General features: G+C 74.0%; 11 protein-coding genes. 3 read left to right on the forward strand and 8 right to left on the reverse strand.

What is annotated here, in order from left to right; genetic code table 11:
• Positions 1-14: 14 nt before the first annotated feature.
• Positions 15-893 (reverse strand): acyl-CoA thioesterase, encoded by an 879-nt coding sequence (locus ACYVID_RS00155; protein ID WP_460733254.1) that lies wholly within the window; start codon positions 891-893, stop codon positions 15-17.
• A gap of 138 nt (positions 894-1,031) precedes the next feature.
• Between ACYVID_RS00155 and ACYVID_RS00160 the strand changes: the two genes are divergently transcribed.
• Together ACYVID_RS00160 and ACYVID_RS00165 are read left to right on the forward strand one after the other, a co-directional pair.
• Positions 1,032-2,246, forward strand: coding sequence for an acetyl-CoA C-acetyltransferase (locus ACYVID_RS00160; protein ID WP_460733256.1), 1,215 nt, complete (start codon positions 1,032-1,034; stop codon positions 2,244-2,246).
• Positions 2,247-2,385: 139 nt separating this feature from the next.
• Positions 2,386-2,880, forward strand: a complete 495-nt coding sequence (locus tag ACYVID_RS00165; protein WP_460733258.1) for a MarR family winged helix-turn-helix transcriptional regulator — start codon at positions 2,386-2,388, stop codon at positions 2,878-2,880.
• 157 nt (positions 2,881-3,037) lie between these two features.
• Here ACYVID_RS00165 and ettA read toward each other — a convergent pair whose 3' ends face one another.
• The 5 genes from ettA to ACYVID_RS00190 form a co-directional block, all read right to left on the reverse strand.
• Positions 3,038-4,720, reverse strand: coding sequence for an energy-dependent translational throttle protein EttA (ettA, locus tag ACYVID_RS00170; protein ID WP_460733260.1), 1,683 nt, complete (start codon positions 4,718-4,720; stop codon positions 3,038-3,040).
• A 64-nt stretch (positions 4,721-4,784) separates the two neighbouring features.
• Positions 4,785-5,273 (reverse strand): single-stranded DNA-binding protein, encoded by a 489-nt coding sequence (locus ACYVID_RS00175; RefSeq protein WP_460733262.1) that lies wholly within the window; start codon positions 5,271-5,273, stop codon positions 4,785-4,787.
• Between the two features lie 295 nt (positions 5,274-5,568).
• A complete protein-coding gene (locus ACYVID_RS00180; protein WP_460733264.1) occupies positions 5,569-7,209 on the reverse strand; it encodes a YfjP family GTPase in 1,641 nt (546 codons plus the stop codon).
• Between the two features lie 103 nt (positions 7,210-7,312).
• Entirely contained in the window at positions 7,313-9,061 is a 1,749-nt protein-coding gene (locus ACYVID_RS00185) for a dynamin family protein (protein ID WP_460733266.1), read from the reverse strand.
• A complete protein-coding gene (locus tag ACYVID_RS00190; protein WP_460733268.1) occupies positions 9,058-10,191 on the reverse strand; it encodes a PrsW family intramembrane metalloprotease in 1,134 nt (377 codons plus the stop codon). Before ACYVID_RS00190 ends, ACYVID_RS00185 begins: the two co-directional genes overlap by 4 nt.
• A 138-nt stretch (positions 10,192-10,329) precedes the next feature.
• Here ACYVID_RS00190 and ACYVID_RS00195 point away from each other — a divergent pair, with 138 nt between their 5' ends.
• The gene (locus tag ACYVID_RS00195; protein ID WP_460733270.1) at positions 10,330-11,775 is read left to right on the forward strand and encodes an aminopeptidase P family protein; all 1,446 of its coding nucleotides are present in this window, start codon (positions 10,330-10,332) and stop codon (positions 11,773-11,775) included.
• Positions 11,776-11,797: 22 nt separating this feature from the next.
• Here ACYVID_RS00195 and ACYVID_RS00200 read toward each other — a convergent pair whose 3' ends face one another.
• Both ACYVID_RS00200 and ACYVID_RS00205 read right to left on the reverse strand, forming a co-directional pair.
• Positions 11,798-13,108 (reverse strand): sensor histidine kinase, encoded by a 1,311-nt coding sequence (locus tag ACYVID_RS00200; RefSeq protein ID WP_460733272.1) that lies wholly within the window; start codon positions 13,106-13,108, stop codon positions 11,798-11,800.
• Between the two features lies 1 nt (position 13,109).
• A complete protein-coding gene (locus tag ACYVID_RS00205; protein WP_460733274.1) occupies positions 13,110-14,099 on the reverse strand; it encodes a cytochrome P450 in 990 nt (329 codons plus the stop codon).
• Between the last annotated feature and the right edge of the window lies 1 nt (position 14,100).

The following is a 14,100-nucleotide window of genomic DNA, read 5'->3' on the forward strand; positions in this document are numbered from 1 at the left end:
CGCCGACCAGCCCGTCAGGCGGGGGCCATGGCCGCGACGAGCGGCGCGCGCACCGACTCCTCGGGCCGGCGCGGGCGTCCCTCGTCGTCGACGAAGACCAGCACCACCCGGGCCCGCGCGTGCCGCACCTCGGCGGGCCCGGACCGGTCCACGACCTCGGTCTCGACGACGACCGAGGTGTTGCCGACGTGCACGACCTGCGTGAAGGCGTCGTAGGGCTCGCGGCGGTGCAGCATCGGCACGAGGTGGTCGATGTCGGCCTGGGCGACGACCACCGACGTGCGGCCGCTGCCGGCGGGGACCTCGCCCCACAGCCGCGCCAGCACCGCGATCCGCGCCTCCTGGAAGTACTCCACGTAGGTCACGTTGTTGACGTGCCCGTAGACGTCGACGTCGCTGAACCGCACGTGCACCGGGTAGTGCCCGACCTCGGTCCGGTGCGGCGGCGCCCAGGCCCGCGGCTCGGGCGCCGCCCCCTCGTCGCGGTGCTGCTCCAGCGCCTGCTTCTCCTCCGCGGTGAGTCGGCGCGGCCGCTCCTCCGCGAGGACGTACGGCGCCATCACGGTCGTCGCGGTGAGGTAGACCGCACGGGTGCCGTCCGGCCGCTCGTCGAAGACCTCGTAGGCCAGGGTGAAGCTCGCCGCCCGCACCTCGACGACCCACACCTCGACCCGCACCGGCTCGAAGCGCAGGAGCATCGACTCGCGGTAGCGGACCTGGGTGCTCACCACCACCAGGCCGTCCTCCAGCCCCGGCGCGCGGACACCGGGCCGGTGGCTGCGGAACAGGTCGGCCCGCGCCTCCTGGAGGAAGTCGACGTAGGCCACGTTGTTCACGTGGCCCAGCAGGTCGAGGTCGGCCCAGCGCACGGGGCACTCGTAGACGTGGCGCACCCGCAGATGCTCCCAGAGGCCGCCGGTCCGGACCCCACCACCCGGTCCCCCCGGGACGTGACCACCACCACTCCCCGCCGCCACGCGCGAGCACTAGGGTGAGGCGACCCGAGATCCGCACAGAGAAGAGCGCACTCCATGCCCGAAGCAGTCATCGTCTCCGCCGCGCGCACGCCGATCGGCCGCGCCAACAAGGGCTCGCTCAAGGACTTCCGTCCCGACGACCTGAGCGCCCTCGCCATCCAGGCCGCGCTCGACAAGGTCCCCGCGCTGGACCCCACGACGATCGAGGACCTCTACCTCGGCTGCGGCCTCCCGGGCGGTGAGTCCGGCAACAACATGGCCCGGATCGTCACCACCCTCCTCGGGCTCGAGGTCCCCGGGGCCACCACGACCCGCTACTGCGCCTCCTCGGTGCAGACGACCCGGATGGCCTTCCACGCCATCAAGGCCGGCGAGGGCGACATCTTCGTCTCCGCCGGCGTGGAGACCGTCTCCCGCTTCGCCAAGGGCACCTCCGACCACTGGCCCGACACCAAGAACCCGAAGTTCGCCGACGCGCAGGTGCGCACCGACGAGGCGGCCAAGGGCGGCACCGTCTGGCACGACCCCCGTGAGGACGGCCTGCTCCCCGACGTCTACATCGCGATGGGCCAGACCGCCGAGAACGTCGCCACCCTGCGCGGCCTGAGCCGCCAGGAGCTCGACGAGTTCGGCGTGCGCTCGCAGAATCTCGCCGAGAAGGCGATCAACGACGGCTTCTGGGCCCGCGAGATCACCCCGGTGACCCTCCCGGACGGCACCGTGGTCTCCGCCGACGACGGTCCGCGCGCCGGCGTCACCTACGACGCGCTCTCGCAGCTGCAGCCGGTCTTCCGCCCCGATGGCGTGGTGACCGCGGGCAACTGCTGCGCCCTCAACGACGGCGCCGCCGCGGTGGTCATGATGAGCGACACCAAGGCCGCCGAGCTGGGCCTGAAGCCGCTGGCCCGGATCGTCTCCACCGGTGTCTCCGGCCTCTCCCCCGAGATCATGGGCCTGGGCCCGGTCGAGGCGACCAAGAACGCCCTGCGCTACGCCGGGATGAGCATCAACGACATCGACCTCGTCGAGATCAACGAGGCGTTCGCCGCCCAGGTCGTGCCGTCCTACCAGGACCTCGGCATCGACATCGACCGGCTCAACGTCAACGGCGGCGCCATCGCGGTCGGCCACCCCTTCGGCATGACCGGCGCCCGCCTGCAGAACACCATGCTCAACAGCCTGGACTGGCACGACAAGACCACCGGCCTGATCACCATGTGCGTCGGTGGCGGCCAGGGCATGGCGCTCATCCTCGAGCGGCTCTCCTGACCCCAGTCCCGCGGTCGAGGCCGCACCTGCACCGCACGACGCGCCGACCGGTTCCCGGTCGGCGCGTCGTCGCGTCCGGACCCGGGTGCGTCGGCACCAGTGCGTCGGCTCCGCGTGTCCGTCGTCCTAGGATGCGCGGGTGCCCTACCGCGACCAGACCACCGAGACCCGCTGGCTGACACCGGAGGAGCAGAAGGCGTGGCGTGCCCTGGTCATGGGGACCACGCTGCTCTTCGACCGGCTCGACGCCGACCTGCGCCGCTCCTTCGACCTCTCGCTGACCGAGTACGAGATCCTCGTGCGGCTCAGCGAGCGCGACGGCCGGCTCCGCATGGCGCAGCTCGCCGACGCCCTCGCCCACTCCCGCAGCCGGGTGACGCACACGGTGGCACGGATGGAGAAGGCCGGGCTGGTCCAGCGCGGCGCCTCCCCCGAGGACGGCCGCGGCATCGTGTGCTCGATGACCGAGCAGGGCTGGGACCTGCTGCGACGCGCCGCCGCCGAGCACGTCACCAGCGTGCGGACCAACCTGGTCGACCTCGCCTCTCCCGAGGACTTCGCCGCCGTCGCCCGCGTCATGGACGCGGTCTCGGACCGGTTGGTCGCCGGGCACCCGGAGGCGGAGATCCGCTAGCCGCTTCGCGGCCAGCGGATCTCGTTGCGGGTCGGCACCGTCACTCACCCTCGCCGGGCACGTCACCGGGTCTCGACACACGGGTCGCGGCTTCGTCCCTCAGCCGCGCCGCTCGCTCGACCACCGATCGACGGGTCCGCTGCGCGTCCCCGCCCCGTCAGTCCCTCGTGAGCCGGCGGTGGGTGACCCGGTGCGGCCGGGCCGCCTCGGCGCCCAGGCGCTCGATCTTGTTCTCCTCGTAGGCCGCGAAGTTGCCCTCGAACCAGAACCACTTGGCGGGGTCCTCGTCGTCGCCCTCCCAGGCCAGGATGTGGGTGGCGACGCGGTCGAGGAACCACCGGTCGTGGGAGGTGACCACGGCACAGCCGGGGAAGTCGAGCAGCGCGTCCTCGAGCGAGGACAGCGTCTCGACGTCGAGGTCGTTGGTGGGCTCGTCGAGCAGCAGCAGGTTGCCACCCATCTTGAGGGTCAGCGCGAGGTTGAGGCGGTTGCGCTCACCGCCGGAGAGCACGCCGGCCTTCTTCTGCTGGTCCGGACCCTTGAAGCCGAACGAGGCGACGTAGGCACGGGAGTTCATCTCGAAGTTGGCGACCTTGATGAAGTCGAGGCCGTCGGAGACGACCTCCCAGACGTTCTTCTGCGGGTCGATGCCGCCGCGGCTCTGGTCGACGTAGGAGATCTTGACGGTCTGCCCGACGGTGAGCGAGCCCTCGTCGGGCTGCTCCTGGTCGGTGATCATCCGGAAGAGCGTGGTCTTGCCGACGCCGTTGGGGCCGATGACACCGACGATGCCGGCGCGCGGGAGCGAGAAGGTCAGGTCGTGCATGAGCGTGCGGCCCTCGAAGCCCTTGGTCAGGCCCTTCGCCTCGAGCACGACGTCGCCCAGGCGCGGACCGGCCGGGATGTTGATCTCCGAGGTGTCGATCTTGCGCATCCGGTCGGCCTCGGCCGCCATCTCCTCGTAGCGGGCGAGGCGGGACTTGGACTTCGCCTGGCGCGCCTTGGGGTTGGAGCGGACCCACTCCAGCTCCTTCTCCAGCATCTTGGCGCGCTTGGCGTCCTTCTGCCCCTCGATCTTGAGGCGCTCCTTCTTGGTCTCCAGGTAGGTGGAGTAGTTGCCCTCGTAGGGGTGGGTCTTGCCGCGGTCGAGCTCGAGGATCCACTCGGCGACGTTGTCGAGGAAGTACCGGTCGTGGGTGATCGCCAGGACGGCACCCGGGTACGTCGCCAGGTGGCCCTCCAGCCACTGGACCGACTCCGCGTCGAGGTGGTTGGTGGGCTCGTCGAGCAGCAGCAGGTCGGGCTGCTGGAGCAGCAGCTTGCACAGTGCGACCCGGCGGCGCTCACCACCGGAGAGGTTGTCGACGATCGCGTCCGGCGGCGGGCAGCGCAGCGCGTCCATCGCCTGGTCCAGGCGGCTGTCGAGGTCCCAGGCGTTGGCGTTGTCGAGGTCGGTCTGCAGGTCGCCCATCTCGGCCATGAGGGCGTCGAAGTCGGCGTCCGGCTCGGCCATCAGCTCGCCGATCTCGTTGAACCGGTCCATCTTGGCCTTGATCTCGCCGACGGCCTCCTGCACGTTCTGCAGGACCGTGGTGCCCTCGGTCAGCGGCGGCTCCTGCTGCAGCATGCCGACGGTGGCCTCGGGGTCGAGGATCGCGTCGCCGTTGTTGGCGTGCTCCAGGCCGGCCATGATCTTCAGCAGCGTGGACTTGCCGGTGCCGTTGGGGCCGACGACGCCGATCTTGGCGCCGTGCAGGAACGACAGCGTGACGTTGTCGAGGACGACCTTGTCACCGTGGGCCTTGCGGACGTTGCGCAGGGTGAAGACATATTCCGCCATGGTCCCCGAGCCTACCCACGGGGTCGGGGTGCTCCCGACCCCGGGGAGGCCTCCGGCCCCGCCGTCAGGCCGCCCGGCTGCCGTCGGTGTCGGCGCCGGTCACGGGGACGGTCCCTGGGACGGCCTCGCCACCCGCCCCCGCGACCGGTCCCTGCTCCTCGGTCCGCGCGGTCCCGCCCTCCTGGGCCGGGCGCTGGGCCCGGGTGAAGAGCGAGGTGCCGCGGTTGAGGTCGTGGCCGACCGACTGGGCGTCGATCTCGAAGGAGGTCACCTCCACGCCCGCCGCGTTGACCCAGGTGGAGGCGCGCAGCCGCCCCACGACCACGACCGGGTCGCTGCGCCGCAGCGAGTGGGCGCAGTGCTCCCCCAGCGCCCGCCAGGCGTTCACCGTGAACCACTGCGTCGTGTCGTCGCTCCACTCCCCCGTCGCCGGGTGGTAGCGCCGCGGCGTGGCCGCCAGCCGGAAGCTCGCCACGGGGGCGTTGCCCGCCCGGCGCAGCGACACCGGCCCCCCGATCCAGCCCTGCACGGTCACCGTCGTCTCGTTCAGCACCCTGGTCCTCCATCCCCGGGCTCGCCCGGACGTCTCGCGGGAGGCGGTCGCCCCACCGCGGACCACGGTGCCGGGGTCGGGGCGCCAGCGGGGGCGTCGGGAGGGCCGCTGGGGAGACGGGCGCAGGGCCGGGGGCTGTGGAGGGCCGGCGGGCCGCGTGGTCAGCCGGGAGATCTGCGGTGGTCGCCGACCACAGGTACCTCACGCGGTCTCGACACGCTCCGCCGCGACGTCGTCCCTCGGTCGGGGTCGCGGGAGGGACCACCGACGATCACGCCCGCTGACGCGGTCGTGATCAGGCCAGGGCGCGGTCGAGACCCTTCCGGACGGCGGTGTACGCCGTCAGCTCGGCCTGGACGGGCGCCACGACCAGCTCCGCGGAGACCTCCGAGACGGCGGCGCGCAGTCGCCCGTCGGCCGTGGCGGCCCGGCTGCGTGCGGTGGCCGAGACCAGCCCGCGGCACAGCAGCGCGAGCAGGACGCCCAGCACCACCCCACCGCCGAGCAGGAGCAGCGGCAGCGCGACCCCGCCGGCGCGGGGCAGGTCGGAGAGCCCACCGGAGGCGAGGGCGGCCACGCTCCAGGCGGCACCGCCGAGGGCGGCGAGGACCAGCAGCCACTGGAGCACCCGCACGGCCCCGGCCCACACCGGCAACCGGGTGGCGTCGAGGTCGACCCCGCGCACGGCGGCGTCGATCCGGTCGCCGACCTCGTCGAGGCGGGCGGTCGACGCGGCGCGCACGGACTCCGCGAAGGGCGCCGCGAGGCCCTGCGAGACGTCGTCGGCCAGGGCTCGGACCTCGGAGTCGATCCGGGCGCGCTGCACCGCGGTGGCCTGCGGAAGCGCGGCGCCGGACCCGCGCAGGGTGCGGGCGTCGGCCCCCAGGTCGAGCTCGAGCTTCTTGAGCGGGTCGGGGCGCATGCGGCTGGTCCAGGAGATGAGCGGCCAGCCGGTGGCGCGGCCGGCCCGCCGGCGGGCGGAGCGCTCCACGGCCTCGACGATCACGGGCACGCCGGCGGCCTCGGCCAGCGCGGAGTCCAGGGCGGCGACCCGGTCGGCGGACAGGGTGCGCGTGGGCGCGTCGCCGGCCGCGGCGCGCAGCTCGGCGGCGGCGGCACGCACGTCGGCCTCGATCCGGCCCGCGGTCATCCGCTTGTCGGCGACCCGCCGCCCGATCTCCTCGCGCAACGCGTCCAGGCCCACCCCGTGCCGCGCGGAGATGGGGATGACGGGGACGTCGGGGATGCCGTCGGCGGCCAGCAGGCGGCGTACGTCCTCGACCATCGCGTCGCGGCGGTCCTCGGGCACGGTGTCGATGTGGTTGAGCACCACGACCATGACCTCGGAGTGGCTGCGCAGCGGCGCGAGGTAGCGGTCGTGGATGGCGGCGTCGGCGTACTTCTGCGGGTCCAGGACCCACACGAACATGTCGGCCAGCGCCACGAGGCGGTCGACCTCGAGGTGGTGGGCGACCTCGGTGGAGTCGTGGTCGGGCAGGTCGAGCAGCACGACGCCCTCGAGCGCGTTGGACTCCCGACGGGTGTCGAGCATCGAGTCACGCGTGGTCTGGTGCCGCGGCGGGATGCCGAGCCACTCCAGCAGCTCGGCCGCACCCTCGGTGCCCCACACGCAGGCGGTCGCCCACGACGTGGTCGGACGGCGTACGCCGACGGCCGAGAGCTCCAGGCCGGTGAGGGCGTTGAACGTGGAGGACTTGCCCGAGCCGGTCGCGCCGGCGATGCCGACGACCGTGTGGTGGGCCGAGAGCCGCAGCCGGCTCGCGCCGCGGTCGACGACCGCCGCCGCGCGCTCGACGAGCTCGTCGTCGAGGCGGCCGCGAGCCGCCTCCGTCGCGGTCGCGAGGCCCTCGATGCGGGCGCCCACGTCGGTGCCCCGGGTGACCAGCTTCCGGGCCCCCTCCAGCAGCGACGTCATCGCTTCCTCACCGTCTCGGACATGGTGCCGCCCACCCTAGGGGGTCGGCACGAGGCGCGTGACACCACCTCGACCACTCTCGGAGCCACTCCGGTGTCCTCGCTCAGTGCTCGCGCTGGGCGCTGGCGAACCGCACGTCGTCGACGCGGCGGGCTGCGGCACGCAGCTGCTCGGGGACCTCCGGGGAGAGTCCGAGCCCGTCGACCAGCGCGGTCCAGCGCGCCTGCTCGGTGGCCATGAGCCCGGTGACCCGCTCCTCGAGCATCAGCCGCGCACGCTCGGCCATGCCACGCACGGCCTGGTCCCCGAAGACCGCCTCGAGCAGCTTCTGGCCCAGCGCGGCCGAGCCGCCGGCGATGCCGGCCTCGGCCCCGGTGAGACCGGCGGTGTGGGAGAAGACCACGACCATGAGCGCCACCGAGAGCCCGTTGACGCCGAACGCCAGGAAGCGGGCGGTGGTGCGCTTGCCCTCCCCCTCGGCGCGGACCATGTCGAGCACGTCGGTCTGCCACTCGCGCACGGCCCGCTCGGCGCGGCGCCGCAGGTCGCGCGAGGCGCGACCCAGCTCGGGACCGCCGGCGGCGAGCAGGGCCTCGCCCGCGGCCTGCTGCTTCCAGGCGCGCTCGGCGGCCTCGGCCGCCTGCTCGGCGTGCTCGAGGACCAGCAGCTCCAGGCCCGACTCGACCGCCACGGTGACCCGCTCGGCCTGCTGGGGCTTGCCCTTCACCGCGCCGACGACCCGGTCGCGCAGCCAGCCGACCTTGGTCTCCAGCGAGCGCAACAGCTCGCCGGTGCCGACGAACTCCTGCCAGCGCGCCAGGATCTCGCCGCGCATCAGGGTGCCGTCGGCGGTGGCGACCAGGGCGCGGTCGAGGGCGTCGGAGTAGGCCTGGTCGCTGAGCCGGCGCAGGTGCTCGGCGGCGTCCACCTGGGCGGCCGCCGCGTCGGCGACCGGGTGGACGTGGTGGGTGAGGGAGCGGATCGCACCGTCCAGGGTCTGGCGCACCACCGCGCCGCGGGCCCCGGAGTCCTCGGCCAGCGAGTCCAGCCAGCCCCGGACCTCGGCCACGTGGGACGCCGGGAGCAGGCCCTCCTCGTCGACGCTGCCCTCGTGCACCACGAACAGCGGGGAGTCCTTCAGCCCGCGGGCCGCCAGCATCCGCGCCAGGTGCGCGGCGACGGTCTGCACGGCTTCGGGGGCTGTGCGGTCGAGCACGATGGCCACGGCCGTCGACCGGTCGGCCGCCTGCTTGAGGAAGGTCCAGGGCACCTGGTCGGCGTACCTCGCGGCCGAGGTGACGAAGAGCCACATGTCGCCCGCGGCGAGCAGCTGCGCGGCCAAGGCCCGGTTGCGCTCGTCGACGGAGTCGACGTCGGGGGCGTCCAGCACGGCCAGGCCCTGCGGCACCGACTCCGTGGCCACGAGCTGGAGGCAGTCGGGGTCGTCGGTGCTGTGGTCGACGCGACGCAGGTCGGGCAGCAGCCGGTCCTGGCCGAACCAGTGGCCGTCGTCGGGGTGGTGCACCAGCACGGGCGAGCGCGTGGTCGGTCGCAGGACACCGGAGGCGGTGACGCGGTGGCCGACCAGGGAGTTGACCAGGGTCGACTTGCCGGCGCCGGTCGAGCCGCCGACGACGGCCAGCAGCGGCGCGTCGACGGTCATGACCCGCGGGATGACGTAGTCCTCGAGCTGGTCGACCATCTCGCGGTGGGAGGCGCGGACCGCCTCGACGCCGGGCAGGTCCAGCGGCAGCGTGGTCGCCTGCAGGGCGCCGCGCAGGCGCACCAGCGCGGTGATCATCTGCGCGTCGCCGGCGCCGACGTCGGTCGCGGCCTCGTGCCGGGCACTCACTGGGCGCTCATGCGGGTCGGGACCACCTGTCCGGGGAAAGCGATGGAGGGGCGTACGGCGCGGATGAGGACCACGTGGTCGTAGCCGCGCACGGCGAAGTCTGGCGGCGGGGTGCCGCGCAGGTAGCGATGATGCAGGAAACCCAGCTCGACCGCTGCCTGTTGGTAGACCCGCATCGCCTGCTCGCCCTCCGGGCCGCCGTGCCGGCGGGCGAACGCGCGGGCCGTGCGACGGGCCCGCAGGTCCACGACCCAGGCGATGTCGGTGGCCGGGAGCAGGCCGCGGTGGGCGGCGTCGCCCAGCGCGTTGACCAGCATCCGCTGCTCGTAGCGGCGCGCCCACAAGGCCAGCGCCAGCATGCCGGCCAGGGCCGGGACCATGAGCACGAGGTAGACGACCACGAAGCCGCCGAAGCCGATGAAGGCCGAGCCGTTCCAGAGCGCGTGGGTGACCACGGCCAGGACGTAGCCGCCCAGGGGCGCCAGCCAGCGCACCGCGCCGGACCGGCTCCCCACGGCGATGCCGACCCCGACGCCGATGAAGGTCGTGAAGAGGGGGTGGGCGAAGGGGCTGACCAGGCAGCGCAGGACGAAGGTCGTGGTGAGCGCCTCGGTGCCGCCCGGGCCCATGCCGTCGGTGCCGTTGTAGGCGGCGGCGAGGTAGAGGATGTTCTCGACGAAGGCGAAGCCGATCCCGACCATGCCGGCGTAGACGATGCCGTCGAGGATGCCGTCGAGCTCCGCCCGGCGCAGCCACAGCAGCAGCACCAGGAAGGCACCCTTGCTCGCCTCCTCGGTGACGGGCGCGACCACCGCGAGGCTCGCGGCCTCGGTGAAGCCGACGAACAGGCCGCCGATGCCCTGCACCAGCAGGGCTCCCGCGGTCGCCACGAAGCCGCCCCAGAGCAGCCCGAGCGCCAGCAGCGAGCGGGGCTCGGGCTCGTAGCGGTCCAGCCAGAGGTAGCAGCCCACGAGCGGCCCGACCGGCAGCGCCGCCAGCACCGTCGCCAGCAGGAGCGAGGAGGGCGCACCCGACAGGGCGAGCACGAGGAGCATCGGCAGCGCACCGAGGGCGACGAGCACGGTCACCACCACGGTGAACGCGACACCCTCGCGGCGGGACCTGACCATGCGCACGAGCCTATCGGCCGGGGGCGCGTCGACCTCTCCGCGGCTCGCGGCGGGGTTCGAGCAGGCCGCACGACGACCGCCCGCGGCCCGGTTCAGCCTCGGCTCGCCCGGGGTCGTCGCCGTCGTACAGTGGCCGGCATGAGCGAGGAGAGCACCCCGGGCACCGCCGAGCAGACCGCCCAGCAGAGCGCCGAGCCGCGCACCGAGTCGCACGACCCCGCGGTCCCGGAGGCGTACGCCGCGTTCATGCGCACCGCCTGGGGCGAGCGTGAGCTCGACCTGCCGCGCCACCCCGTGGCCGACCACGCCGCCCGTCGTCGCGCCGCGCTCTCCGAGGCCTTCCCCGGCGAGCGGCTGGTGCTGCCCGCCGGCACCTACAAGGTGCGCAGCAACGACACCGACTACCGCTTCCGGGCCGACACCGCGCACGCCTACTTCTGCGGCAACCTCACCTCCGACGCGGTGCTGGTCGTCGAGGACGGCGAGGGCGTGCTCTACGCCCGGCCGCGCTCCTCGCGCGATACCGACGAGTTCTTCCGTGACCGGCAGTACGGCGAGCTGTGGGCCGGGCGCCGCCCGTCGCTGAAGGAGATCTCCGACTCGCTCGGCCTCGAGGTGCGCCACGTCGACGAGCTGGCCCGGCGCCTCGACGGCGGCGCCAAGACCCGCGTGCACCGCGGCGTCTCGGCCGCGGTCGACGGTCTGGTGCCGGGCGACACCGCCCGTGACGACGAGCTCGCCCGGGTGGCCTCCGAGCTGCGGCTGGTCAAGGACAACTGGGAGGTCGCCGAGCTGCAGGCCGCCTGCGACGCCACCACCCTGGGCTTCGAGGACTCCGTCGCCGACTGGGAGAACGTCCTGCGCTACGGCGAGCGCTGGCTGGAGGGCACGTTCTTCCGCCGCGCCCGCACGATGGGCAACGACATCGGGTACGACTCCATCGTCGGCGGCGGCCGGCACGCCACGACGCTGCACTGGATCGAGAACTCCGGCCCGATCACCCCCGGCGAGCTGGTGCTGCTCGACATGGGCGTGGAGGGCCACAACCTCTACACCGCCGACGTCACCCGCACCCTGCCGGTCGACGGCACGTTCACCCCGCTGCAGCGCGAGCTCTACGAGCTGGTGCTGGCGGCGCAGGAGGCCGGCATCGAGGCGGTCCGCCCGGGTGCCGAGTTCCAGGCCCCGCACCTGGCGGCGATGACGGTGCTCGCCCACGGCCTCGCCGACATGGGCCTGCTCCCGGTCAGCGCCGAGGAGTCCCTGGCGCCCGACAACAAGACCTACGCGCGCTGGACCCTGCACGGCACCAGCCACATGCTCGGCATGGACGTCCACGACTGCGGTCGCGCGGCTCCCGAGGCCTACGCCAAGGGCACGCTGGCCGAGGGCATGGTGCTCACCGTCGAGCCGGGCCTCTACTTCCAGGAGGACGACCTGCTCGTCCCGGAGGAGCTGCGCGGCATCGGCATCCGGATCGAGGACGACATCCTCGTCACGGCCGACGGCTGGCGGAACCTCTCCGGCGCGCTCCCCCGCGTCGCCGACGACGTGGAGCAGTGGATGGCGGCGCGCACGCGCTGAGCGTCGTACGACGGGGGGCGGGTCAGGCCGTCGGCAGGTCGATCCAGAAGGCCGACCCGCGCCCGGGCACCGACTCGGCGCCGATCGAGCCCCCGTCGCGCTCGGCGACGGTCCGCGCGAGCGGCAGGCCGAGCCCCGTGCCGGGCACCTCGAGGTGGAAGCGGACGAAGGGCTCGAAGGCCTCGCGCAGCTGCTCGGGGTCCAGGCCCAGCCCGGTGTCCCTCACGACCAGGCGCACCCGCGCCTCACCGCCCTCGCCGACCATGGGCTCGGCGCCCACCTCGACGCTGCCGCCGGGGCGGTTGTGCACGACGGCGTTGCCCACGAGGGTGGCCAGCACCTGCCGCAGCCCGGCAGGACGGGCGAGCGCCGCCAGCCCGTCCGGCACCGTGCTGGTCAGCGTCACACCGGCGCGGGCCGCGGGGACCCGGTGCCAGTGCAGGACGTCGGCGACGGCGCCGGCCACGTCGACCGGGACGCGGTTGTCCTCGCTGCCGAGCACCCGGGCGGTGCCGAGGAGGTCCTCGACCACGGCCAGGAGGTGCTCGGCCACGGCCAGGACCTGACCGGCATCGCGGGCCACCCCGGCGGCGAAGTCGCCCGGCGGCTGCTGCTCGGCCTCGTCGGCCAGCAGCTCGGCGTACCCGATGATCGTGGAGACCGGAGTGCGCAGCTCGTGGCTCACGGTCGCGACCAGCTGCTGCTGACGGGTGTGGGCCCGCTCGCCCACGGCCACCGCGTCGAGCAGCAGCCGCTGGTCGTGCTGGTGCCCCAGCAGGGCCGACAGTGCCGCGACGACCATCCGGTAGTCGGCCAGGAGCCCGTCGGACCAGGGGCCGGGGGTGCTGCGGGCGAGGGAGAACGAGCCGTACATCACCTCGCCGCGCTGCAGCGCGCACGTCACCAGCGCGGCGGTGCCGCACGCCTCGAGCTCCTCGCGGTCGCGGGCGCCGGCGACGGGGAGCCGGTCGCGGTCGGGGACGGCGACGATCTCGTCGCGCGCCCATTGGGAGACGTAGGGCATCGTCAGCGCGCCCTCGGGGCCCTCCCCGCCGGGAGCGGACCGGCACGGCGAGCCGGGCACCAGCCACTCGCGCAGCCAGACCCGGTCGCCCAACCGGGCCCACCCGGTCTGGTCGTCGGGCGGGGTGAGCGTGAGCGCGAGGACCACCATCTCGACCTCGTCGGAGGCGAGGAAGTGCTGGGCGACGAGCTCGCAGGCGGCCGCGACCGGGTCGCGGAAGGACAGGATCCGCCGGGACAGGGCGGCCGCCGACGCGGAGACGGGTCCCTCGTCGAGCTGCTGGAGGCCCTCAGGCGGTGCGGCGGTCACGTCACTCCTCGAGTGGCGGTGGGCCCGGGAGGCAGCGCAGGCGCGCCGGCGACGGGAAGATGCCCCTAGTCTGGTCGATCCGTGCCGGTGTCACGAGAGTGACACGCCGCTCGAGGGCCCACCGCGCGAGCGCCGTGAGCTGGGCCAGGCCAAGGCTCCGACCCGGGCAGGCGTGCGGTCCGGCCCCGAACGGCAGCCACGCCCCCGGACGTACGTCGGTGCCGGACCACCGCACCGGGTCGAACTGCGCCGTGGCGCTGGTGCCCGGCGGCACGTGCGCGTCGTCGAGGCCCAGCAGCAGGGGGCTCACGAGGACGACCGCGTGCGCGGGGACCCGGCCCTCACCCACCGCGACCTCGCGGGTGGTCATCCGCGCGCTGACCCAGGTCGGCGGGCGCAGGCGCAGCACCTCCCAGACGACCTCGGCGCAGAGGTCGTGGTCGCGGGCGAGCGCGGCCGCCTCCGGGTGCTCGGCGAGCAGGACCAGCAACCAGGCGCCGGCCGCGATCGGGACCTGGACCCCGGCGGCGAGCTCGACCGCGGCGACCGGTGGGCGCTCCACGTGGAGGTCGGCGAGCGCCCCCTCGAGCGCTTGGCGCGCGCGGCGTTCCGCGCGCCGCAGGCGGCTCCATCGCGCGGGCGGCCGGTCGGCGGCGATCACCGGGCCGAGGGAGTCGACCCAGGCCAGGACCAGCTCGGCGACCCGGTCCCGGTCGCGGGTGGCGAGCGGCCCGAGGACCGCATCGGTGGTGGACCGGGCGACCGGTGCGCGCAGCACCGCCATCGCCTCGGCCTCGGCCTCGTCGTCCCAGGCGGCGCAGGCCAGGACCAGCTCGGACTCGAACGTGGTCAGCCCCCGGGCGACCTGGTCGGGGCGCAGACGCGGCAGGACGGGTTGCGGGCCAGAGGTGGCGCGGCGCGAGACGTCGACGGGGAAGACGAAGGAGTCGGTGTCGGTGAGGACGCGCCGGGTGTCGGCGTTCGTCGTCACG

This window comes from Nocardioides ginkgobilobae, assembly GCF_054781275.1.

Bases quoted from the DNA above. Each gene is read 5' to 3' on its own strand.
- ACYVID_RS00160 (WP_460733256.1), top strand. From the start codon at position 1,032: ATGCCCGAAGCAGTCATCGTCTCCGCCGCGCGCACGCCGATCGGCCGC.
- ettA (WP_460733260.1), bottom strand. From the start codon at position 4,720: ATGGCGGAATATGTCTTCACCCTGCGCAACGTCCGCAAGGCCCACGGT.
- ACYVID_RS00180 (WP_460733264.1), bottom strand. From the start codon at position 7,209: ATGACGTCGCTGCTGGAGGGGGCCCGGAAGCTGGTCACCCGGGGCACC.
- ACYVID_RS00190 (WP_460733268.1), bottom strand. From the start codon at position 10,191: ATGGTCAGGTCCCGCCGCGAGGGTGTCGCGTTCACCGTGGTGGTGACC.
- ACYVID_RS00195 (WP_460733270.1), top strand. From the start codon at position 10,330: ATGAGCGAGGAGAGCACCCCGGGCACCGCCGAGCAGACCGCCCAGCAG.